This window comes from Bradyrhizobium sp. NAS96.2 (genome assembly GCF_001908235.1).
In the GTDB taxonomy this organism is placed as follows: Bacteria; Pseudomonadota; Alphaproteobacteria; order Rhizobiales; family Xanthobacteraceae; genus Bradyrhizobium.
In genome coordinates this window covers 14,737-37,581 of record NZ_LGHK01000079.1, presented here as the reverse complement: position 1 = coordinate 37,581, position 22,845 = coordinate 14,737, and the positions used below count along the sequence as shown (strand labels likewise).

The window sequence follows — 22,845 nt, the reverse complement described above, 5'->3', positions numbered from 1 at the left end:
TCCTGGCCCGCGTCAGATATTGGCGCGGGCCAGGATGATCTCTCGTATCAGTGCCAGCCTTCGCCGGCCTTCAACGCCGCCGAGAGGCTGCGCACCGGGCGCGTCACCAGCGGATCGAGGTCGAAGCGCTTCTCGAGCATCCTGAGGATCGACGTGGTGTCGAAGTCCTCATGCGCGACGCCCGACTTGTTGAAACGCTTGGCGATCAGCAGCGCCGGAATGCGGGTGCCCGGGCCCCACTGGTCCGCAGCACGGGCCTCGGCACCATGACGGTTGAACGGCGGCGGCGGAACGTGGTCCCACTGTCCACCGAACTCGTCATAGGTGATGACGATCAGCGTGTCCTTGCCATCGGGCCCTTCGACGATCGCCTTGACGAGATCGACGAGATGCTGGCTGCCTTCGGACTCGCTGGTATAGCCCGGATGCTCGTTCTCCTCGCCGATCGGCTTGATGAAGCTGACCTGCTTCAGCCGGCCGTTCTTGGCCGCCTGGATGAACTCCGCCTCGTCCTTCAGGTGATCCCGGCGGGCCTGCGTTCCCGGCGCGTAATTGGCGAAGTAGTTGAGCGCCTGATGGTGGAACTGGAAGTCCACATCGGGGCAGTTCGGGAACACTGCATTGGAGTTATGGTTCGGGTCGGTGCAGGTCGTGCCGTTGCCGTTGGTCCAGCCGGAAGCACCGACATCGCCATTGGCGTTCGACCAGCCGCCCGAATACCAGGCCCAGTCAACGTGCTTGGCCGACAGCCGGTCGCCGATGTTCGGCGTGTGCAGCGGCGGCAGGCGCTTGATGTCCGGGGTGCCCGGTGAATAGGGCTGATAGGTCGGCTGCGTGGTGTTGACCGCATAGTCGCCGCAGGCGAGGCCAGCCGGCAGGCCGGTCTGGTTGCACTTCGCCGTCAGCTGCGCGTCCTTCACCGTGGAGAGCGGCGTGTAGAGCGGCGTGCTGGTCGGCATGCCGTTCGCATCGACGATCGAGTGGAAGTCATTGGCGCTGCCGTCGTTCAAGGCACCGACGAACTGCGGCGCCGCGGCAGCGATAAAGAACTGGTGGTTGAGGAACGATCCACCGAACGCGCCCTGGAAGAAGCTGTCGGCGACGACGTAGTTCGGGGCACCGTGGCTATGCAGATAGGCGTAGATCGGCAGCTTCTTGGTGTCGTAGTAGCCCATCACCAGGCCCGACGCGTCACTGCCGGTCACGTAGCGGTTCTGCCGGCCGCCGTTGAGCTGGTACTGCTCGCTGTAGAAGCGATGCACGATGTCCTCGGTGCAGCCGCCGGGCGCGCCGGTGCCGTTGAGGAAGCCGTGTGGCGCGAAGGCGCCGACCGGCTTCGGACAGGTGGTCGCCGAGGTCGGGATGAAGTCGTTGATCTCGAACGGCTTGTTCTTGAAGGCGCTCAGGATCGCGACCGAGCCGGTATTGTCGGTGCAGGTGGTCGGCTGCGGCGACGGCGAAGTCAGGTTGACGTCGTTCTGCAACAGGCAGGCATAGACGGTCTGGTTGTCCTGGCGAACCTGCAGCGTATGGGCCTGATCGGCATCCGAGGTGCCGTTGATCCGGTCACGGCCGACATCGCCCCAATGCCCGTAGAGGTTATCGAAGCTGTGGTTTTCCTGATAGATGACGACGATGTGCTTGTACTGATGCACGCCTTCATGGCCGCGATCGCGCAGCTCACGCAGCTCGTCCCGCACCTCGTGCTTGAACTCATCAACGATGTTTTCGACCAAATTCTCGGCGTTTGCCACCGGTGAGATGGCAACGGCGCCAGCAACAACTGCGAGCGCCGGAATGGCTCCCCAAAGCCGCATAGTGCTCTCCTGATTTCAGAAAGAAATAGAAATGGAGTTACACGCTATGCAAAACACATTTCGCTGGGATGACTGTTTTTCGACGCGCGCACAAACGCGTGAAAAGACCGGCACACGCCGACAATTTTTTCTTTCTGTCACATGCAGCCCGATTTGCGGCTCGTTGATCGATCGTCATCAAACCGCAATCAACAGTCGTCTATCCAAACAGATGGTCATTGATCCTGCCGACAGGAAACTGTCACCTCCGTGACATCTTCCGACCTGCGGCGGCGCATCTGCATTGTGACAAGGGGCGTTTTCTCGCAATGGCTTGGGATATTCTGGCGTCCGGCTCGGAAAAATGTCATGCGGCATCTGCCGTTCGCGGCGGCGTCACACCGGCGCGGACCGCGCTGCTGGCGCTCGTGGTTGCCTTCCTGCCGTTGCGCGCGCTGGCGTTTCCGCTCGGCGGTGACCAGACCGTGCTGCCGGCCGGCACGGAATTATCCGAGGACGCGCTGGCGCGGCCGCGCGAACTCTTCCATTCCGAGGCGATGGGCGGGCGAAAGTCCTATCTGGTCAATCTCGGCGATCTCGCGTTCAACTCACCTTCCATCTTCGGCGGCAAGGCCCGTCAGGCCGAGATGAGCTGCGGCACCTGCCACGTCAACGGCGCATCGAACCCGAAATTGTTCGTCCCGGGCCTATCGTCCCGCCCCGGCACCTTCGACACGACGAGCCTCGTCTTCAACGCGAAGACGTTCAACAGCATCCTCGATCCGGTCAGGATTCCGAGCCTGCGGGGCGCCCGCTTCCTCGCCCCCTACGGCCATGACGGACGCATCACTTCGCTGCGCGAGTTCGTCTATAATGTCATCGTCAACGAGTTTTCCGGGCCGCGGCCAAGCGACGAGGTTCTGGACGGCCTCGTCGCGTATATCAACGACATCGACTTCCTCCCCAATCCGAAGATTGCGCCCGGCGGCAGGCTTGGCGCGCAGGCGAGCGTGGCCGAGCGTCGTGGCGAGGCGCTGTTCTTCAAGCCATTCCCGAAGCAGGCCGAGCTGAGCTGTGCCGGCTGTCATCTTCCGGCTGGAACCTTCAACGACCAGGTGCGTCACGACGTCGGATCGGGCGGACTGGTGAAGACCCCGACGCTGCTGAACGCCAATTTCAATGCACCGTATTTCCACGACGGCCGCTACGACACGTATGAGCAGGTGGTCGAGCATTTCGACCGCGTGTTCGACCTCGAACTGTCGACCCAGGACGTGCAGGACCTCGTGGCCTATCTGAATGCGGTCGGCGACGGCGAACGTCCGTTCGACAAGGACGGCGTCGTGCTCCGGATGAAAGAGGTGCTGGAATTGTCGAGCGTGCTCGAGGCCGCGATCCCGGCCGCCGATACCGCGGTGGTGTCGCTGGCCGTGACCGGGGTCGGCGCCGAGCTGCGCGAGTTGACCGAGCACATCCCCGACATCAGGAACACCTCGATCGGCGGCAAGGACGAGCGGCTGGCGGCGCGCGCGATCCTGAAGGACCTCGTCCTCACGCTGCGCCGCATCGACCTCGAAGTCGCGGCCGGTCATATCGACGAAGCGATGACGGAGTATCGCAAATTCGCCCAGCTGGTGAATTTCGACGTTCCCGTTGCGCTAAAGAAGGCCGAGCCGTGGTCGCTGTTCAACAGCAACGTGCATCAAGCCCACTACACGGCGCTCGGCCGGATGCTGCCGGTGGCGAGCGGGCAATCGCAGTAGCGCGCGGCCCATCACTGCGAGGTCGGCGGCTCGACCCATACGTCGCTCTGCTGGATCCGGCGGATCAGCGCTTGCGGATCGAACTTGCGCAGACCTGCGGGGATTTCGAAGCTTTGCGCCGGCTGCGGCTCGTCCCGGATGTGATCGGCTGATATCACCGTCCCGTCCACGGTCTTGATCTGCACCGGAAAGCTGCGCGCGCGTTCGATCCAGCCGGTAAAGCTCAAACCGGACGGTCCGGCGATTCGATAGATTTCGGTGCTGCGTCCCGCGATTGCTTCCTGTCCATCATGCTGGCAGTGCCAGGTCGAAAGATCGACCGGCGCGGATAGCTGCGCCATCGCCTGCCATTGCCGGCACGGATCGTCGGGATCGACGGGCACGAACAGCTGCGTGAGCGGGCTCGATTGCATCGCATTCATGTAGACGTGTGCAGCCGGCCGGACGAAATAGGCGGCGGGTCTGGCCGCATCGAGCAGGAAGAAGCCGTCGGGCAGCGCGGTGGTCTCGATGCGCGCTTTTCCGCCCGAGACCCGCAGCGTTCCCATGACCGTTGCCGTATCGTCCTTCCGCGCGACGAGGTCGGCGGAGAATTGCTGCGCCGTGGCCTCTATCGGCGCTGCGGCCAGGATGGCGACGGCGAACAGGCAGGCCGCCCCGCGCCTGCGTCCCTTGCACGTCTTCTCGTCGCGCGTCATCGCATATCCCCGGGTCGTTCACTGATCGGCAGGCAGAACATGACGGCGCCGACCGAACCAAAGGTTCGATCGGCGCCGGCCTTGGATGGATTCTTGGATGGATTCAAGACCTCGTCCTGGACGAGAGCTCGATCACTCGGTGTAGGACAAATTGACCGGCTTGCTGAAGTCGAACGCGTCGAACAGGTCAGACAGCGCCGGGCTGTTGGTCGGGACGTACTCGTTGTTCTTCGAGTAGCTCGGGTTCGGCAGGTTGTCGCGGCTGCGGTTCGTCAGCGGCTGGAGGCCCCAGTTGCGCTCGATGAACTTCAGCAGCGAAACGTGGTCGGCGTAGTTATGGTTGACCTTGCCGCCCGTCGAATAGGGCGAGAGGATCAGGGTCGGAATGCGCGGTCCGTCGCCGAAGAAGTCGATCGACTGCTGGTAACCGGAGTCCCAGTAGCCGCCGGCCTCGTCCCAGGTGATGAAGACCGCGGTGTCAGCCTTCAGCTCCGGATTGTTCTCCAGCGCATTGAGCACGTTCAGGACATAGGCCTCGAACAGGTCAACCTTCGAGCTCTGCGGGTGACCGTCGAGCAGACCGTCCGGCTTGCCGAACGACACCGCAGGCAGCGTGTTGTTCTGGATCGCCGTGATCAGATCGGCAGTGTCCTTCATGTGAGCCTGACGCACGGCCGGGTTGGCCATGATCGAGGTCGCATACTGGAACGGATTGCAGATCTGGCAGTAGGCAACGCCGAGAGCGTGCGCCGGATCGGCGAGCGCAGCCGCGCTGAGGCTGGGGTTCGACGGATTGGCGGCAACCGCGGCATTGGCGAGCGCCACGGCGTCGTTGAACGCGCCACCATAGAACGCCCAGGAGATGTTCTTCTCCATCAGCGCATCGCCGATCGTGCGAACCGACGACGGCGGAACGTTGTTGCCGCCCGACAGCGCGCCGTTCGGCAGATAGCCCGGATTGACGTTGTTGAGCATGTAGTAGTGGTTGGGCTTGCAGTTCGGCTCCGCCGCGTACGGCAGATTGTTGAGATAGGTGACGATCGGCTTCACGCCGGGCTGGAACACGTCCGAGCAGTTGCTCCAGTTGCCGTCGACGGTGTAGCGGTTGACCGAACCCGTGGCCGGGTTCGGGTTGGCGATCAGGTTCGCCGGCGGCGTCACCGGGTTACCCTTGCCGTCGCTCCAGAACGCCGCGTCGCCGGTGCCGAGCATGAAATGGTTCGCGCCCGTGCCGCCGTGGAACGACTGGTGGAAATTGTCGCTCAGGGTGAAGCGATCGGCGAGCATCTTCAGGACCGGGGCCTGACCCTGCTGGGCGTTGTAGAAGCCCATCGAGTTGGCCATGCTCTTGTTCGACGACGAATAGGTCGCCATCACGAACGGGAACAGGTCGTTCAGGCAGCCCGAATTGTTCTTCTTGGTGGCGTTGGCGGCGCTGCAGTCTTCCTGCTGCCAATCCTGATAGAAGCGATGGGTCGAGTCGCCGGTGTAATCGTCGTCGCTGATCTGCTCGCCCTGCAGCGGGAACGGTCCGTTCAGACCGCCGGCGCCGGGAACGCGGGTATCCAGCACACCGGTGGGCAGGCCGCTGAAGCCGGTGGTGAGGATGTCGAGATCGGCCGGATCCATGTCCGTCTCGACGTTGGCCTCAGTGATCGTCTTGAACGGGGGCGCGGTGTCGCTCTGCGCGGTCGGCGTGCCGTTGGTGTTCGGCTGCGGCATCAGATTGGTCGCGTTGTAGGGCGACTTCGAGATCGCAGGCGCACCGATATAGTACAACGGCTGGCCAGCGACCGAAGCCTGCTGCGCCTGCGCGAAGTTCGGTCCCGGCGTCCCGTCCTCGTTGACGATGCCCTTCGACAACAGGTTGGAGATGGTCTGCCCCTTGCCCTTCGGCTTGTAGATACCGAAGGTGTGGTCGAGACCGCGGTTCTCGCCGATCAGAATGATGACGTGCTTGATCGGCGACGCCGTCTTGCCCTTGTCGTGATCCTTGTCACCATGATCATGCTTCGCACGATCGCCCTCTTCGTGCGCCTGGTGATTGTGATGCGAACGCTTGTCCCAATCACTGCGACCGCCCGGATAGTGAGCGGCATATGCGGCTGTTGCGACGAGCACCGATGACGCGATGCAGAGCGCGGTGCTGGTTCGCCAGTGCTTTTTGTAATTCAAACTCATTGTCGACCTCAGGGTGTTTGCGGTTAGCAACGCGCCCTGCTTAGTGCGACAGTATGACGCATGCTTTTCGCTTACGTGAAAGCGCGCGAGAAATTTCGAAACGTTCAAAGATTTTCTGTGAAGACATCTGCCGTCGCGCGATGCGTCTCCACGATTCGACTCTTCAACTGAAGATCGAAAATTGACGAAGCAATCCACGCAACGGCGCGTTGCGCGACTACACGACAATACAAGTCAATCAATGCGAAACGTGCCTGGATCGCATCACCTCGCGAAGTGCGGCGTAATGCCGGTCATGCACGCCTTGATTGAACAGCGACCACGGCTCGGCGCTGGCCAATAGCGCAGGCACGGCAGCAGCCATCAGGTTGCGATAATTCCTGAACTCGGTTGCAGCGTCCGCATTGCGCCCCGCTGCAACGGCGATCTCGATCCGCCGCAGCGTCAGCACGAGCTCCTTGAGCCCATTGCGCGCAAGCACGCGCTGCTGCTCGCCGCCCGACACGCTGGTGTTCTTGCGATCGGGATATTGCTCGGTCAATTCGCGCAGCTCGCGGCCGATCGTATCGACCGCGAGCGCGACAATGTCCTTGTCGCCGGCAGGAATCGCGGTCGCAAGCACCGTCGAAAAATCGTTGATCTCCTTCAGCGTCGCACCGGCGCCGTCGCGTTCATAAGGCTGCACGCCATCGCCGACGGCCGTGAGGTAGGCGACGAGGTCGCCCTTGTCCTGCGCCGAGAGCTCGAGCTGAAAGGTCCGGTCGAAATAGTCGACCACCTGGTTGTAATTATCGAACCGGCCATCGTGGAAGTACGGCGCGTTGAAGTCGGCATTGCGCAGCGTCGGCGTCTTGAACAATCCGCCCGAACCGACATCGTGCTGCTGGTGATCGACAAAGCCGGACGACGGAACGTGGCACCCCGCGCAGCTCAGCGCAGGGTCGTGCGGGAACGGTTTTGCGAACAGCGCTTCGCCGCGGCGCTCCGCGTCGGTGATCTTGCCGGCCAGCCGCCCGGCGGGACCGAGGCTCGGATTTGGCAGGAAGTCGATGTCGTGAAGATAGGCAACGATCGCATCGAGCGTTGCCGGCGGCGGCTCCGGTCCTGCGAACTCATTGGTGATGACGTTGTGGACGAAGTCGCGCAGCGAGGCAAACCGGCCGTCGGCGCCGTAGGGCGCAAGGTAGCGCGCGCCGCGCAGGCTCGGAATTCGCACCGGATCGAACGCCAGATTGTTGGCCTTCGGATTGAACAGCGGACCGGTGGTGTCGAACGTGCCGGGCCGGCTCGACATCTTCGGCATGAAGAATTTTGCGTTGTTGGCGCCGTTGACGTGGCAGGTGCCGCAGCTCACGCCGGCCTGCCGCGCCACCTCGCCGAGCAGCCCCGGCGAATTGAAGGCGAGATCGCCGAGATTGACCAGATACGACTTGGCTCCGGTCCGCTCCGACTGGAACACCTCGCGCGGCTTGTCGAGCGCATCCTCGTTCAGCTCGGTCGCGACCGGCAGCACGGTCTTGTCGCCATCGACCGGAAACGCCACCGCATGCCCGTACGGCGCAACGGTGATCACACCGGCGAGCAGCGCGGCCAGACGAAGGCGAAGCGAGGTCATCGCGCCTGCGCCTCCAGGGTCGGGCGCTGCAGCCCGAGCTTTGCCGAGGCGCTCTGCAACGCGACGACCAGCTCTTCGCTGGTCCGGCGCAGGTCGGCGATATTGACGTGAGGCAGGTCGGGCGTGGCGACGATCGCCTGCAGCTGCTCGATGCGGTTCGTCACCATCTCGTCGAGCTTGCCGTCCACCGTGTTGAGCGCGGCGGAGAAAATCGTGTGATAAGCGAAGTCGATGCCGGCGATATTGTTGCGCATGTCGTCCAGCGAGGTGCCGCTGATGCGCGACTCGCCGCCATCGGCCTTGCTCTCGCCGACTTCGTAGGCGAGCCGCACCGTGCCATCCAGCAGCCCCTGCGGCGTCAGCTTGATGTCCTTGAGCTTGCCGTGAAGATCATTCAGATGCTCGACGAGGCCGGTCGCATCGGCGGCAACATCGGTGCTGGCAGCGCCGAACAATTTTGCCTCGATGGCATGAAAGCCGCTGTCCGCGTTCGGCCAGGCGTCGATCTGCGCATCGAGCTCGGGTACGAAGCCCGCGGTAAACACTTCCGAGCGCTCCCAGCCGGCGCGCGCCGACAACCAGGCTTTCTTCGCACCGGGCAAATCCGCGGCAGCGGCGCGTTCACGCAACGCACGCGCGCCCGCCAGCGCGCTGCCAACGCCCTCGATCAGGTAGGGCCGATAACGCTCGGCACCGTCCTCGAGAGCGCCCGCATTCGCGGCGCGCACGCCTGCCGACGCCGCCAGCAAAGCCAGGCACGCCGCCACTCGCATCTTGTACATAGTCAACCCACTCATCTGCCGCGAAGGGCTCGCGGCACGTAGCGGAGCGAACTATTGTCGGTATCCTATGCGGATTTGTGACAGCGCAGACTTTTTGTCGCATCTTTTCTGTTTCGTCATCGGCGATGACGATCACAATCCCGCAAACACATCATACGGCTTGCCGATCGATGAAAATGCACTGTTCAACGCGCGCGAGTTGTTGCAACACACTGTGTTCTCGCGTCACACTTGTCCCGTCACCATGCAGATCGATCACGAAGCTCTTTATTTCGTTGCATCTTACGGCGCGCTTTGCGTGCTCTGCTGCAGCGTTGCGGTGATCGACCTTCGCCACGGCATCATTCCAAACTGGTTGAATCTTGCGATCGCAGCGCTCGGGCTTGCAAACGTCGTCGTCACTGAGAGTGCAACAGCCGCCTTCAGTGCGATGGCGATCGCCGCCCTCGTCGGCATCGTGTTTTGGCTGTTGCAGCGCCTTTACTATGCGCTACGGCACGTGGACGGGTTGGGACTTGGCGACGTCAAGTTTCTTGCAGCAGCGGCGATCTGGGTCGGCGCGTCGGGGATTCCGACCCTGCTGCTGATCGCGGCGCTCGCGGCACTTGGTGTGGCCGGCGGCCTGCAACTCGCGGGACGTGAGATGAAGCGGCAAACGTCGATTCCGTTCGGCCCGTTTCTTGCGCTCGGGCTTCTCCTGACGCCGGCACTTCAGAACTGGCTTGCGCTGAACTAGAGCATGATCCGGAAAAGTGTGAAGCGGTTTTCCGAAAAGATCATGCGAAAACAAGAATCTAAAGCGCGATGACGATTCAAGCTCATCTCATCGCGCTTTAGCGCGGCGTTCGCGGACCCGGCCATTCGGGCCGCGCCGCGATGTCGATCACCGACATTCCCGCGCCGTCGGTGGCGCGAAGGCGGAACGCGCCGACGTCGAAATTCTCGAGGCAGAATACGTTGACGCCGAAATGGTCGGGCGCGGCGCGCTTGCGATGAAACGTATAGACGCCGCAGCGTGAGCAGAAGAAGTGCTTCGCGCGACCGGTGTTCCAGACATACGCCGATAGCAGATCCTCGCCGCTGAGAATCGTGAGCTCGTCTTCATGGACCTTGGTCATGAGCGCATTCTTGCGCCGGCAAAGCGAGCAGTCGCACGTCGTCAGCTCATCGATCGCAGCATCGATCCGGAACGTCACCGCGCCGCAATGACAGGACCCCTGATAGCAGGCCATGTTGCTGTTCCCTTCGCTTGCCGTGCGAGCATTGTGCGGGCCGGGCGGCGCGTCGCAACGATCGCATTGCACGCGGGGCAATATTTTTCGCGGGATCTGCCTCCCAACGCGCAACGGTTCGACGTTGCTTCCGCGCGTGAGTCTCAAACGGCTGTTCCTCGGCACGCGTTGCGATCAACAGTCCTTGAACGATTTGTGATTATTCGGCCACGATTGGCCGTCATCGTCTACGACGAAAGTTCATGGGCCGTTCATTTCGATTTCCGTACCCATTCCACCCAAGAAGCTCGGCAACAAACCTGCCCCAACAAGGAGACTTCCATGCGTGAGATCGTCCGTCCCGTAACTGCTGCGCTCGGCGTCGCATGTCTTGCGATCGCCATGACCGCGGCGTCGAACAGCGGCGCGTTCGCGCAGGCCAAGCAGCAGATGGCGCCGGCACCCGCGCAGGCCGCAGCTCCAGCGCAGGATCAGGCCCCGCCGATCAAGCAGATCGCGTTGACCGACAAGCAGGTCGACGGCGCGATCGCCGCGGCGAAGGAAATGGACCCGATCACCGCAAAGCTTTCCCAGGATGCCAAGCCGGATCCGAAGATCGTTGCCCAGCTCGAGGGCATCGCCAAGAAGAACGGCTTCGCCAGCTATGACGAGTACAACAGCGTGGTCGACAACATTTCGCTGGTGCTCGGCGGCTTCGATCCGCAGACCAAGAAATATGTCGGCCCCGAGGCGGTGCTGAAGGCGCAGATCGCCCAGGTCCAGGCCGACAAGAAGATGTCGGCCAAGGACAAGAAGGACGCGCTTGCCGATCTCAACGAAGCCCTGAAATCGCCGCCGCCCGCGGTCGAGAACAAGGGCAACATCGATCTCGTCACCAAAAGCTACGACAAGCTGATGGAAGAGTTCGGCGGCAGCGACGACAACTGAGCCGCCAGCCGAATCAGACCTGGATCAAAATGAGCCCCGGAGAAAATTCTCCGGGGCTCTTTTGCGTCAGGCCTCGACTTCGTTTGCGGCTCCTGGCTGTGAACCTATCGGCTGCCCGTCATTGCGAGCGAAGCGAAGCAATCCATCGCGCGGCAAGTACCGAGATGGATTGCTTCGTCGCTATCGCTCCTCGCAATGACGAGGTGGCAGACCGACGGTATCTCAGGTGCGCGTGCGCATCCGCATCATGAAGCTGTCGAACGACAGCTCGGCGACCTGCATCCAGGCCAGCGATTCGTTGCGATAGCCGGACAGGCTCGCATACATCTTGCCGAAATGCGGATTGCTCTTGGCGAGATCGGCGTAGATCTCGTTGGCCGCGTTGTAGCAGGCTTCCAGCACTTCCTGCGGGAACGGCCGCAGCTGCGCGCCGGCCACGATCAGGCGTTTCAGCGCCGGTGGATTGACCGCATCATATTTGCCGGTGACCCAGGTGAAGGTGTCTTCGGACGCGGCCTGGATCGCGGCCTGATAATGCTTCGGCAGCGCGTTCCACTTGTCCTTGTTCATCACATTGTGGCCCTGGCCGGTTCCTTCCCACCAGCCGGGGTAATAGTAGAACTTCGCGACCTTGACGAAGCCGAGCTTCTCGTCGTCATACGGCCCGACCCATTCGGCAGCGTCGATGGTGCCTTTCTCCAGCGCGGGATAGATGTCGCCGCCGGCGATCTGCTGCGGCACGCCGCCGACCTTGGCGATGATGGTGCCGGCGAAGCCGCCGACGCGGAATTTCAGTCCCTGCAAATCCGCCATCGATTTGATCTCCTTCCGGAACCAGCCGCCCATCTGGGCGCCGGTCGAGCCGGTCGGAATGCCGACGCAGTTGTATTCCCCAAGCAAATTGTTGATCAGCTCGCTGCCGCCGCCCCATTGCAGCCAGGAAATATGCTGGCGCGTGTTGAGGCCGAATGGCAGCGACGTGCCGAAGGTGAAGGCGGGATTCTTGCCCCAGTAATAATACAGCGCGGTGTTGCCCATCTCGACCGTGCCGTTGGAGACGGCGTCGAGCACCTGCAGGCCGGGCACGATCTCGCCGGCAGCGAACGACTGGATCTGGAATCGGTTGTCGGTGATTTCGGCGACGCGCTTGCAGAAGAATTCGCAGCCGCCATAGAGCGTATCGAGTGCCTTCGGCCAGCTTGCCGCGAGCCGCCACCTGACCTCGGGCATCGATTGCGCGACCGCGGGTGCAGTGACCGCCGTCGTGGCGAGCCCAACGCCGCCTGCCTTCAAGAAATCACGACGCTTCATGCGTAGCCCTCCTGTGTGCCGATGCGTCGACAAGGGGAACGATCTTGATGCCGTCTTTCTTCGCCGATCGATCGACGTTGCTGTGATGAGTGTGTTCGATGGCCCTCGACGGGCTCTTGTGCGGGAAATCCGGGCTTCCGGTTCCGGCGGTCAGGATGATGGTTTGCCCGAGGAAATCAAGCGCCGGCCTTGGTTGCAGCTGCGAAGGAAGATCGTCGCTGTGGGTCTCATCCGATACCCGCGCGACGGGCTGCGGGGCCTGCCGCGATCTGCTACGCAGGCAGCGAGTCGATGGGAGTTCAAGGACATGGCCAACAAGAAAGTCGTGGTTGCCGGCGCGACCGGCCTCGTCGGCAACGCCGCCTTGCGACACTTCGGCGCATCCGACGATTGCGAGCGGATTGCACTGTCGCGCCGCAGGCCGCGCGATCTCTACGGCGCGCAGCATGTGCGAATCGACCTGACCAGTGCCGAGGATTGCCGCCGCGCTGCGGCCGAGCTCGGCGGTGCAACCCATCGGATCTATGCCGCGCTCTATGAGGCGCCGAGCCTGGTCGATGGCTGGCGCGATCCCGGCCAGATCGAAACCAACGACCGGATGCTGCGCAATTTGATGGGCGTGCTCGAACCGATCGCGCCGGGCCTCAAGCATGTCGCGCTGCTGCAGGGCACCAAGGCCTATGGCGTGCATGTCCGGCCGCTCACGGTGCCGGCGCGCGAAGGCCGCTCGGAAATGTACGAGCAGCCGAACTTCTATTGGGCGCAGGAGAACTTCCTGCGCGAGTTGCAGCGCGGCAAGAGCTGGCACTGGAGCATCCTGCGTCCGGTGCTGATCATCGGTGAAGCCATGGGCGGGGCGATGGATTTGATTCCGCCGCTCGGCGTCTATGCGGCGGTGCTGCGCGCGCAGGGCCGGCCGCTGGATTATCCCGGCGGCGCGCCGCGCGTCGCGCAGGCGGTCGACGTCGATCTGTTGGCGCGCGCGATCGCCTGGTCGGGCGATGCCAAAAGCGCGCGCAACGAAGCCTTCAACGTCACCAATGGCGACGTCTTCACCTGGGAGAATGTCTGGCCGGCGGTCGCAGACGCACTCGAGATGGCGCCGGGCAAGCACGTGCCGTTGTCGCTGGCGCAGGAGTATCCGAAATGGATTCCGCTATGGGACGAGCTGCGCAGGAAGCACGATCTGATCGCGCCGGGTCTGGAAGAGTTCGTCGGCCTGTCGTTCCAGTATGCCGACTACAGCATGCGCTACGGACAGACTGAATCCGGTCCGCCGTCGATCGTGTCGACGGTGAAGATCAACCAGGCTGGATTCACCGAGATGATGGATACCGAGGTGATGTTCCGGAAGTGGTTCAAGCTGGCGAAAGCGAGCCGGTTGCTGCCGTGACTGACTGGGCGGCGCTCTCTCAACTCCCTCGCCCCGCTCTTGCGGGGAGAGGGTTGGGGTGAGGGGCCTCCATCCGGCCAGCACTTTGCTGCTTGTCGAGCAACGTGCCTCGCCCCTCACCCGGATCGCATCTGCGATGCGACATAGCCGAAGCTGAGCTTCGGCGTTCTTGAGAACCGCCGCCAAAGGCGGCCTTCGCCTCTCCCCGCAAAAGAGAGCGGGGAGAGGTGAAGAGCATTCTCCTTCGGCGAGCGAATGGCAGGAAACGCTATCGCGAAAACGCCTGCTCCATCGCCTTGCGCGTCTTGATCGTGTCGTTCGCTTCGTCGACCTCGACGTCGCTCCAGCGCACGACCGCGCCATGGGCGACGTCGTTCTTCAGCTTGACCCGATGCGCGAGCCCGATCGGCAGCGCACCGGCGGCGAGGCTGGCGGAGGCTGGCATCAGCTTGCCCCACACCGTGTAGCCGCCTTCGCCGTCGAGCATCTCGCCGGCGCGCAGATTGCGCTTCGCCACCGCCGCGACGTCGCCGCGGAAGCCGCGCGGCTGTCCGGTCGGCTCGTTGCGCAGCGCCGCTGACAGTACCGAGATGTTCAGCTCCAGCCCGATCAGATGATACGGCTTGTACATCGCCGCATAGCGGCCGGATGCGTCGGTCTTGAGCCCGTATTGCCTGAAGCAATCGGCGGCATAATCGTTCGGCGCCTCCAGCACCACATAGACGCCCCAGCGCAAATCGCGAAACACCGGACGGCCGTCGCGCTCGAGCGACGACACCACTTCGACGATGCCGGATTTCTCCAGCACGCCGCCCGCCTCGCGCGGCCGCATCACATGCGGCAAATCGTCGACGCCGCAGGGCGGAAACAGCAGGCCTTCCGACGGCACGTCGAGCGTGCAGGCGTTGGCGATCGCCGCCATCTCGATCGCGGATTTGGTGCCGTCGAGGAAGGAGTTGAACATCTGCGGATTCATGCCGGCGGATTGCGCCTCGCCCGCGGTGAGCCCGTAATGTTGCCACACGCCTTCGGGCGTCACATCGTGATAGGCCGGCAGGTATTTCGTGCCCTTGCCGGCGGCGACGACGCGAAAGCCCGTGGCGCGCGCCCAATCGACCAATTCAGCGGTCAGCGCCGGCTGATCGCCATAGGCGAGCGAATAGACCACGCCGGCCTTGCGCGCCTCCTCGGCGAGCAGCGGGCCCGCCAGCACGTCGGCCTCGACATTGACCATCACGATATGCTTGCCGGCTGATATCGCCGCGCGGGCATGGCGGATGCCGACCGCGGGATTGCCGGTCGCTTCCACCACGACATCGAACGCGCCGCCGGCGATCGCCCGCGCGCCGTCATCGGTGAAGGTGGTCGCGCCGATCCGCGCGTCATCCCAGCCGACCGTGCGGCATGCCTCGCGCGCGCGGTCGCGGTCGAGATCGACGATTACGGGCACCTCGAGCCCCGGCGTGTGGGGCACCTGCGACAGGAACATCGAGCCGAATTTGCCGGCGCCGATCAGGACGACGCGCACCGGCTTGCCGGCGGCGGCGCGGGTTTTGAGGAGGTGATGCAGGTTCATGAATTTTTCCAATCAAACAGGGTCGTTCCGGGGCGCGCGAAGCGCGAACCACAGATGCGCAGCTGCGCATCGGGGAACCTCGAGATTCCGGGTTCGATGCTTCGCATCGCCCCGGAATGACGGCTCGAAAGCTACTCCGCCGCTTGCCGCGGCGCACGGGCGAGGCGCAGCAGCGCGTCGTCGGCCACGGTCTGAATCGGCGTGAAGTCGCGGTGCGCGATGTAGTCGGGCCGCGTCGGGGTACGGATGTAGTTCGAGACCGCGTTCAGCGTCAGATAGACGATCTTGCGCGGATAGGGCGTGATGTTGCCGCTTGATCCGTGCACCAGGTTGCCGTGGAACATCAGCATGCCGCCGGGCTTGCCGGTCGGCGCGACGATGCCGCCTTGCTTGACGAGCCGGGTCACCGTCTCTTCGTCCAGCGTCCACAGCGGGTACGACGTGGTTTCGAGATCGTGCGACGCCTTCAAATCGCCCGCGGTCTGGCTCTGCGGCACCAGCATCAAGGGGCCGTTGATCGGCATCACCTCGTCGAGGAAGATCGCGATGTTCATCGCGCGCGGCTCCGGCATGCCGTCGTCGCGCTTCCAGGTGCCGTAATCCTGGTGCCACTGCCAGACGTCGCCGGTGAAGGCCGCCTTCGCGTTGATCTTGAACTGGTGCATGTAGACCTTCTCACCGAACAGCTGTTCGATCGGGTCGATCATGCGCGGATGCGCGCCGAGGATACCGAACGCCTCGTTATAGAGATGCGCGGCGAATGCGGTGCGCGGCGCACCGCTCTTCTCGCGCCACACCTCGGGGCGGTTGGCGTCATAGATCGAGACGGCTTCGCGCGCGAGGAAGTCGACCTCTTCCTGGCTGAACAGCTCGGGCAGGAACAGCCAGCCTTCGCGATGGAAAAATTCGACCTGCTCTTGGGTCAGTTTCATGGTGCTTTCCTCCTGTTGTTTGTTGTTGTCATTCCGGGGCGATGCGCCAGCATCGAACCCGGAATCTCGAGGTTCTCCGTCGCTCACGCCGCCACGTCGATTGCCCTCAGCTTCTCTTCCGTCATCCGTCCTGCCGTCTGCGCATGCGCGAGCGCTGCAGCTTCGGCAGCATCCGCATTGCCGGAGAAAATATGCGCACCTATGGTCTCGTGCTCGATCCAGGCGCTGTCGCGATAATCGAGTTCGGCGAGTACGGTCGCCATTGAGCGGCGCATATGCGGCCATTGCGGCGCGATCATTTCCTCGATCGCGGAATTGCCGGCGAGCCGGTAGATCGCGCTGTGGAAGTCGACGTCGAGCGCGATCAGGCGCGCCAGCGGCGCGTTGTCGTCGATCGCGCGTCCGGCGTCGAGCGCGCATTCGAGCTGCGTGCGCGCCGCGGCATCCTGTTTCACGCGCGTCGCGGCAAGCCGCGCCGCCAGCGCGTCGATGGCGCCGCGCACTTCATAGAGCTCGCGGATGCGCTGCGGATCGAGCTGCGTCACCTCGAAGCCGCGCTTGCCGCTTTCCGCGACGAGGCCCTGACGATGCAACAGATGCAGCGCGTGCGAGATCGGCTGGCGCGAGACGCCGAGCTTTTCCGCAAGTTCGTTCTGGGTGATGCGCTGGCCGGGCAGCAGCGTGCGGTCGATGATCGCCTCGAGCAGGCGCCCGTAGACCTGGTCGATGAGGTTCGGAAGCGGGTCCAACGGGATCATGCCGACTGTCCAATTTGGAATACGGAATTCTGTATTCGAAAGAGAAGCTACTGCCGGTTGTAGGAGCGGTCAAGCCTCCATTTCGTGATGGAGCTAAGCAATTGATAGGTAGTCGTTTTTCTGAAAGCTGAACAGGTCCACCGTCCGCATCGGTTCCGGCGATCAGCCAGCCACAACCGCTCAGCGAAGCGTCAAGTAGCCTGGTTAACGCCGGCCACCGGCTCCTTTGCATGGGGTTGTTTTCGATATTTTGGCAACGGGCCTCCCCGCACGGTCCGCGGAGAGGGGGCCCGGGTGCCGGCGCGAAAGACCTGGCGCTGCTGTGTCGACGCGATGCCGTTGCGCGCTTTCGCGCCGCTACTTCGCCTTGCCCAACTCCATCAGTAGCCGCGTCATCAGATAAAGCCGCGGCACGATCGAGTTGGTGTCGATGTATTCGTCGCGGGCGTGATAGCCCCAGCCGGCGAGGCCGAAGCTCTCGACCACGATGGCCTTGCCGCTGCGCGCGGCGTAGCCGGCGTCGGTGGCGCCGCCGGTCATCTCCGCAATATCCAGCGTGCGATCGAGCTCGGCATAGATCGCCTGTCCCTGCTTGGCGAGCGCGCGGCCGCGATCGTCAGCGACGAAGGGCGGGCGGCCTGCGACGACCTTCACGCTCACTTCGGTGTCCGGGATCAGTCTGTCCTTCACCTTCTCGTCGAGCGCAGCCTGCAGCTTTTGCACACCGTCCGGAATGGTGAGGCGGATGTCGGCGCCGGCAGAGGCGTGATCGGGGATTTGGTTGCGCACGGTGCCGGCCTTTGCGGTGGTCCAGTTCAGCTGCGTGCCCGGAATCGATTTCGCGACGTCCTGGGTCTGCAGCAATTGATGCGCGAGCTCGATCAGCGCGTTGCGGCCGAGCTGCGGCGCGGCGCCGGCATGCGAAGCCTTGCCCTTCACGTCCAGCGTGCCGGTCGCGGTGCCGCTGGCGCCGAGCAGCAGGCTCTCGTTCTTGGCGACCGGCGGCGCAACCGTCGGCTCGCAGGACAGCACCACGTCGTGCTGATCGGCGAGCTCGGCGATGGTCTCGCCGGAGCCGATCGAGCCGACCTCTTCATCCGGATTGAACGATACGGTGAGCTTGGCGTAGTCGCGCCAGCCCGCGTCGTTCAGGATTTTCAGGGAATGCAGGATGACGGCGATGCCGCCTTTGTCGTCGGCGATGCCGGGTCCATAGATCCTGTTGCCATCGACCTTGTAGGGCTGGCTGTCGAGGATGCCGTGCTCATAGACGGTGTCCATATGCGCGATCAGCATCAGCTTCTTGCTGCCGGTGCCGTCAAAGGTGCCGATCACCATGTCGGCGCCGGCGCCCTTCGTGGTCTTGCGCCGCTCGGTCTTGGCGCCGAGCGCCTTCAACCGCGCTTCGGTGTAGTCGGCCATCTTCTTCAGGCCCTCGATATCGCTGGAGCCCGACTCGATCAGCACCATGTCGTGCAGGCTCTCGATCACGGCAGGCTGGGCTTGCTCGGCGGCCGCGCGCAGCTTTTCATCCGCGGCGGCAAGGGCGGAGGACGAGGCGAGGGCGAGCGAGAGCACGCCGGCCGACGCGAGCAATTTGACGGATCGTTTCATGATTGTCCTCCCTGCATGAGCGCAGGAAGGACCCTAGCATCGCGACCTGGCCGCGTCAGGTGTGATCGAGCACCTCGACATCGAAGGTCTCGATCTCTGCGGCATCGGCGGTCGCATCGATCGCCGCGATCCTGTTGCCTGAAATCGTGACCCGCAGCACGATCCGCAGCTTGCCACCGAAGATGACGGCGACGCCGATCTCGCCGTCCACCAGCGCCGGCCTTGCCGCCTGCGCGCGTCCCTTGAAGCTCTCGGCAACCGCTGCGGCGCCGCGGATCACCGGCAGCGAGCCGAGCCGCTGCGCCGCCTGATCGGCGCGGACCACGACATCGGGCGCGAGCACGGCGAGCAACCCTTCGAAATCGCCGTTGCGGGATGCCGCGAGGAAGGCCTCGACGATGCCGCGCTGCCGGCTGAGATCGGGATCCGGTGCGGGCGGCGTGCCCTGCACGCGGCGTCTGGCGCGGCTGGCGAGTTGCCGCGCGGCGGCCGGTGTGCGCCCGACGATCGGCGCGATCTCCTCGAACGGCACCGCGAACATGTCGTGCAATACGAACGCCAGCCGCTCGGCCGGCGCCAGCGTCTCCAGCACCACCAGCAGCGCCGCGCCGACGGAGTCAGCCATCTCGGTCTCGCGCTCGGACGGATTGTCCGCGATCGGCTCCGGCACGTGCGGACCGATCGGCTCCTCGCGGCGCGATTTGCGCGAGCGCAGCATGTCGAGGCAGATCCGCGCGATCACCGTGGTCAGCCAGCCGCCGAGATTGTCGACTGCAGCGGCATCGGTGCGGCCAAGCCGCAGCCAGGCCTCCTGCACGGCGTCGTCGACCTCTGCGGTCGAGCCCAGCATGCGGTAGGCCACCGCCCGCAGGCGCGGCCGGTTGGCCTCGAACTGCTCGGCCAGAAATTTCTTCTCGTCCATCGGTCACATTCCCTTGGTCCGCTCCGTCATGGCCATGACGAACGAAACTAGGCCGATGTGACAGCAGATCGGCACAGCGGCGTCAAAAGGCAAATCAGGAGAGTAATATGATGAAAGCCCGCATGAACCACCCGGTGATGGTTGTTCCCGATGCCATGAAGGCGCTGCAGGCGCTCAGCGAGAGCACCAAGCCGGCCCTGCCGGAAAAGCTGCTCGAACTGGTCCATCTGCGCGCCAGCCAGATCAACGGCTGCAGCGTCTGCGTCGACATGCACCCGAAGCTCGCCCGGCGCGCCGGCGAGACCGATGAGCGGTTGTTTGCGGTCGGTGCCTGGCGCGACACGCCCTATTTCACCGACGCCGAACGGGCCGCGCTGGCGCTGACGGAAGCGGTGACCCGGCTCAGCGACCGCGAGGACCCGGTGACGGACGCGGTGTGGGACGAGGCAGCGAAGCATTTCGACGAGCAGCAGCTGGCGTCGCTGGTGCTTGGCATCGCGGCGATCAATGTCTGGAATCGGCTGAATGTCGCCGTGCGCCAGCCGGTCGGTGCGTGGAAGGTGTGAGGCCTTCCGCTCGCGCCGCTCGCTCACTGCACCTCTCCCCTTGCGGGAGAGGTCGGATCGCATCGACAGATGCGATCCGGGTGAGGGGTCTGTCGCCGCGGAGAGAAACCCCTCACCCGGCACGATGCCGCTGCGCGCCATCATGCCACCCTCTCCCACAAGGGGAGAGGGGGCACCGCCTCAGCTTGCCAAAAACTCCAGCACGATCTCGCAGTAGCGCTGCGGGGCCTGCTCGAACATCGGATGCGTGGTGCCCGGGATCATCTCGGTGCGCGAACCCCTTACATTGGCGGCGAGGGCGTGCAGCACCTTCGGCAGCACGCCCTTGGTGTTCGCACCACCAATGAACAGCGTCGGCGTCTTGATCGCCTCCGCATCGGCCTTCGAGAAGGGCGGCCGCTGGTCGCGGGTCTGGCCGATCAGCGTGGTCGCATTGTCGCGCAACAGCTGCTTGGAGGTCGCAGGAATCCGCTTCCAGGCGCCGGGTCCCTCGAGCGCGTCCATGAAGATCTGCAAACCGCCGTCGATATCGCCCTTGGCGATTTCCGCCGCACATGCCGCGAAGCGTGCCGCCAGCGGCGAGGGGCCGGGCGTGAAATCCGGATCAAGGCTCTCGTCGAGTTCACCGCCGGGCTCGGCGAGGATCAGCTTGCGTAGCAGGTCCGGCCGCCGCTGCGCGGCGCGGAAGCAGATGTGGCCGCCGCGGGAATGCCCCATCAGGTCGACCGGTTTGGTATCGAACGCCTCGATGAAGGCGATGACGTCGTCGACATGCTGCGCGATCGAGTAGGTGTCGCCAACGCCGTCCCAATGCGCCGGAAAGAAATGCCGCAGGCTGACCGCGATCACGCGATGGTCGCGCGTCAGCGGGCCGAGCACCGCCGACCAGATCCGAAAATCGCACAGCGAGCCATGCACGCAGACCAGCGGCGGGCCCTCTCCGATATCGAGATAGGGCATGTCGAAACCGTTGACGTGGAGGCTGTGCATTTGAGGGCTCGCGGAGGGGAGGAGATGTTGTTGATTTGGCCGAAGTTCCCACGGAATTCGGGTGGATAGCAACATTCTCCAAGCCTAGATTTCAGATCAACAGCAGGCTCAAAATATGAGCCGAGTGAATATACGAAGGAACATCTGGAGCGAGCCATGACCGGCCAGCATTTTGCGATTTTCGAGACCATGATCGGCGCCTGCGGCGTCGTCTGGGGCGAGCACGGCGTCACCGGTGTGCAGCTGCCGATGGGCACCGAGGAGAAGACCCGCAAGCGGATCTTTCAGCGCAACGGCGACGTCACCGAGGCGGCCCCGCCCGCTGAGGTGCAGCACGCGATCGACGGCATGATCGAGCTGCTCGCCGGCAAGCCGAACGACCTCGCCGACATCGTGCTCGATCTCGACGGCGTGCCGGAGTTCAACCGCGGCGTCTACGACATCGCGCGCAAGATTCCGCCCGGCAAGACCATGACCTATGGCGACATCGCCAAGCAGCTCGGCGGCGTCGAACTGTCGCGCGACGTCGGCCAGGCCCTGGGCCGCAACCCGTGCCCGATCGTGGTGCCCTGTCACCGGGTGCTTGCGGCCGGCAACAAGCCGGGCGGCTTCTCGGCCAATGGCGGCGTGGTCACCAAGCTGAAGATGCTGCAGATCGAAGGCGCGGTGGTGAACCACACGCCGAGTTTGTTCGATTGAGGAAGCTCACTCTTCTTATCCTCCCCTGGAGGGGGAGGATCAGTTCGCATGACATGCGAACCGAGGTGGGGTGAAGGTCTCTCGTATCGGGCGCTGCCCGTGTTGAGAGATCACCCCACCCCGCCTCACATCTCACTTCGTTCGCTGTGAGCCAACCCTCCCCCTCCAGGGGAGGGTGGCAGCGAGCTCGCCGCGAATTCAGCTCGCCTCACACCGTCTCGCACACAAACCCATTCCCCTTCCGCCTGATCTTGCCGACCGACGGCGAGGGGAAGTGCGCGGGGCAGCACAGCGTGTCGGTGTCGCAATAGCGCTCCAGGAAGCCGCGGCGCGTCTTCGCGGCCTGCGCCGGGTCGACGTCGAACTTCGGCGACAGTTCCGGATAGAGCGTCTGGATCGGCGAGTGCATCAAATCGCCGGCGAACACCGCATCATCCTTGCCGCGGCCGAAGGTGAAGGCGAGATGGCCCGGCGTGTGGCCGGGCGTCGGCAGGATGCGCATGTGATCGCCGATCGCGAAATCATTGCCGACGAGCTCCGCCCGCTTGGCCTCCACCACGGGCAGCACGCTGTCGACGAATGGCGGGACTTCTGCCTTCGCATTGGTCTCGGTCCAGTAGTCGAACTCGGTCTTGTCGAATACGTAGCGCGCGTTCGGGAAGGTCGGCACCCAGCGGCCGTTCTCGAGCCGCGTATTCCAGCCGACATGGTCGACATGCAGATGCGTGCACATCACATAGTCGATGTCACCGACCGAGAAGCCGGCTGACGCGAGGCCGCGCAGATAGCTGTCGTCGGTCTTCATGTTCCAGCTCGGCCGCCCCGGCCGCGGCTTGTGATTGCCGATGCAGCTGTCGATCAGGATGGTGTGGTGCGGCGTCTTCACGATGTAGGACTGGAACGCCAGGATCAGCGTGTCGCTGTCGTCGAGCGCCCCGGCCGCCTTCATCCAGGCGCGGTTCTCCGCAAGCAGCTCCGGTGTCAGCCCGGGCAGCATGTCGTTCGCGGGCAGGAACTTGCCTTCCTCCTCCACGATACGATGAATGGTGAGATCGCCGGCGGCAAATTTCAGGCTCATGATGATTCCTTG

General features: G+C 63.8%; 20 protein-coding genes. 6 read left to right on the top strand and 14 right to left on the bottom strand.

What is annotated here, in order from left to right:
- Positions 1-47 precede the first annotated feature (47 nt).
- Positions 48-1,817, bottom strand: coding sequence for an alkaline phosphatase family protein (locus AC628_RS18420; RefSeq protein ID WP_074128182.1), 1,770 nt, complete (start codon positions 1,815-1,817; stop codon positions 48-50).
- A gap of 308 nt (positions 1,818-2,125) precedes the next feature.
- On the opposite strand from AC628_RS18420, the gene AC628_RS18415 reads away from it, so the two are divergent.
- Positions 2,126-3,559, top strand: a complete 1,434-nt coding sequence (locus AC628_RS18415) for a cytochrome c peroxidase (protein WP_074128181.1) — start codon at positions 2,126-2,128, stop codon at positions 3,557-3,559.
- An 11-nt stretch (positions 3,560-3,570) separates the two neighbouring features.
- Here AC628_RS18415 and AC628_RS18410 read toward each other — a convergent pair whose 3' ends face one another.
- The 4 genes from AC628_RS18410 to AC628_RS18395 form a co-directional block, all read right to left on the bottom strand.
- A complete protein-coding gene (locus AC628_RS18410; protein ID WP_245321220.1) occupies positions 3,571-4,257 on the bottom strand; it encodes a hypothetical protein in 687 nt (228 codons plus the stop codon).
- A gap of 132 nt (positions 4,258-4,389) precedes the next feature.
- Positions 4,390-6,438 carry a phospholipase C gene (locus tag AC628_RS18405; RefSeq protein WP_245321219.1) on the bottom strand — a complete coding sequence of 683 codons (2,049 nt, stop codon included), beginning with the start codon at positions 6,436-6,438 and terminating at the stop codon, positions 4,390-4,392.
- Positions 6,439-6,676: 238 nt separating this feature from the next.
- The gene (locus tag AC628_RS18400; RefSeq protein WP_074128179.1) at positions 6,677-8,053 is read right to left on the bottom strand and encodes a cytochrome c peroxidase; all 1,377 of its coding nucleotides are present in this window, start codon (positions 8,051-8,053) and stop codon (positions 6,677-6,679) included.
- On the bottom strand, positions 8,050-8,835 hold the full coding sequence (locus AC628_RS18395) for an EfeM/EfeO family lipoprotein (RefSeq protein ID WP_074128178.1): 786 nt from the start codon (positions 8,833-8,835) through the stop codon (positions 8,050-8,052). The genes AC628_RS18400 and AC628_RS18395 overlap by 4 nt, the downstream gene beginning before the upstream one ends.
- Positions 8,836-8,902: 67 nt before the next feature.
- Between AC628_RS18395 and AC628_RS18390 the strand changes: the two genes are divergently transcribed.
- Complete coding sequence (locus tag AC628_RS18390) at positions 8,903-9,571, top strand: prepilin peptidase (RefSeq protein ID WP_245321218.1); 669 nt, start codon at positions 8,903-8,905, stop codon at positions 9,569-9,571.
- Between the two features lie 97 nt (positions 9,572-9,668).
- Here the strand turns inward: AC628_RS18390 and AC628_RS18385 are convergent, their stop codons facing one another.
- Positions 9,669-10,067, bottom strand: a complete 399-nt coding sequence (locus AC628_RS18385) for a GFA family protein (RefSeq protein ID WP_074128177.1) — start codon at positions 10,065-10,067, stop codon at positions 9,669-9,671.
- A gap of 321 nt (positions 10,068-10,388) precedes the next feature.
- On the opposite strand from AC628_RS18385, the gene AC628_RS18380 reads away from it, so the two are divergent.
- Positions 10,389-10,994 (top strand): hypothetical protein, encoded by a 606-nt coding sequence (locus AC628_RS18380; protein ID WP_074128176.1) that lies wholly within the window; start codon positions 10,389-10,391, stop codon positions 10,992-10,994.
- A gap of 222 nt (positions 10,995-11,216) precedes the next feature.
- On the opposite strand, the gene AC628_RS18375 is transcribed toward AC628_RS18380, so the two are convergent.
- Positions 11,217-12,305, bottom strand: coding sequence for a TRAP transporter substrate-binding protein (locus AC628_RS18375; RefSeq protein ID WP_074128175.1), 1,089 nt, complete (start codon positions 12,303-12,305; stop codon positions 11,217-11,219).
- A 307-nt stretch (positions 12,306-12,612) separates the two neighbouring features.
- On the opposite strand from AC628_RS18375, the gene AC628_RS18370 reads away from it, so the two are divergent.
- The gene (locus tag AC628_RS18370; protein ID WP_074128174.1) at positions 12,613-13,698 is read left to right on the top strand and encodes an NAD-dependent epimerase/dehydratase family protein; all 1,086 of its coding nucleotides are present in this window, start codon (positions 12,613-12,615) and stop codon (positions 13,696-13,698) included.
- Positions 13,699-13,966: 268 nt separating this feature from the next.
- On the opposite strand, the gene AC628_RS18365 is transcribed toward AC628_RS18370, so the two are convergent.
- The 5 genes from AC628_RS18365 to AC628_RS18345 form a co-directional block, all read right to left on the bottom strand.
- Positions 13,967-15,274, bottom strand: coding sequence for an NAD(P)H-dependent oxidoreductase (locus tag AC628_RS18365; RefSeq protein WP_074128173.1), 1,308 nt, complete (start codon positions 15,272-15,274; stop codon positions 13,967-13,969).
- Positions 15,275-15,405: 131 nt separating this feature from the next.
- Entirely contained in the window at positions 15,406-16,206 is an 801-nt protein-coding gene (locus AC628_RS18360) for a phytanoyl-CoA dioxygenase family protein (protein WP_074128172.1), read from the bottom strand.
- A gap of 83 nt (positions 16,207-16,289) precedes the next feature.
- Positions 16,290-16,964, bottom strand: a complete 675-nt coding sequence (locus tag AC628_RS18355) for a GntR family transcriptional regulator (RefSeq protein ID WP_074128171.1) — start codon at positions 16,962-16,964, stop codon at positions 16,290-16,292.
- Positions 16,965-17,321: 357 nt separating this feature from the next.
- Positions 17,322-18,578 (bottom strand): M20/M25/M40 family metallo-hydrolase, encoded by a 1,257-nt coding sequence (locus AC628_RS18350; protein WP_074128170.1) that lies wholly within the window; start codon positions 18,576-18,578, stop codon positions 17,322-17,324.
- 55 nt (positions 18,579-18,633) lie between these two features.
- A complete protein-coding gene (locus AC628_RS18345) occupies positions 18,634-19,500 on the bottom strand; it encodes a sigma-70 family RNA polymerase sigma factor (protein ID WP_074128169.1) in 867 nt (288 codons plus the stop codon).
- A 110-nt stretch (positions 19,501-19,610) separates the two neighbouring features.
- On the opposite strand from AC628_RS18345, the gene AC628_RS18340 reads away from it, so the two are divergent.
- The gene (locus AC628_RS18340) at positions 19,611-20,066 is read left to right on the top strand and encodes a carboxymuconolactone decarboxylase family protein (protein ID WP_050425634.1); all 456 of its coding nucleotides are present in this window, start codon (positions 19,611-19,613) and stop codon (positions 20,064-20,066) included.
- Positions 20,067-20,246: 180 nt separating this feature from the next.
- Here the strand turns inward: AC628_RS18340 and AC628_RS18335 are convergent, their stop codons facing one another.
- Positions 20,247-21,056 (bottom strand): alpha/beta fold hydrolase, encoded by an 810-nt coding sequence (locus AC628_RS18335; protein WP_074128168.1) that lies wholly within the window; start codon positions 21,054-21,056, stop codon positions 20,247-20,249.
- Positions 21,057-21,212: 156 nt separating this feature from the next.
- Here AC628_RS18335 and AC628_RS18330 point away from each other — a divergent pair, with 156 nt between their 5' ends.
- A complete protein-coding gene (locus AC628_RS18330; RefSeq protein ID WP_074128167.1) occupies positions 21,213-21,755 on the top strand; it encodes a methylated-DNA--[protein]-cysteine S-methyltransferase in 543 nt (180 codons plus the stop codon).
- 208 nt (positions 21,756-21,963) lie between these two features.
- Here AC628_RS18330 and AC628_RS18325 read toward each other — a convergent pair whose 3' ends face one another.
- Positions 21,964-22,833 (bottom strand): MBL fold metallo-hydrolase, encoded by an 870-nt coding sequence (locus tag AC628_RS18325; RefSeq protein WP_074128166.1) that lies wholly within the window; start codon positions 22,831-22,833, stop codon positions 21,964-21,966.
- Positions 22,834-22,845: the final 12 nt, after the last annotated feature.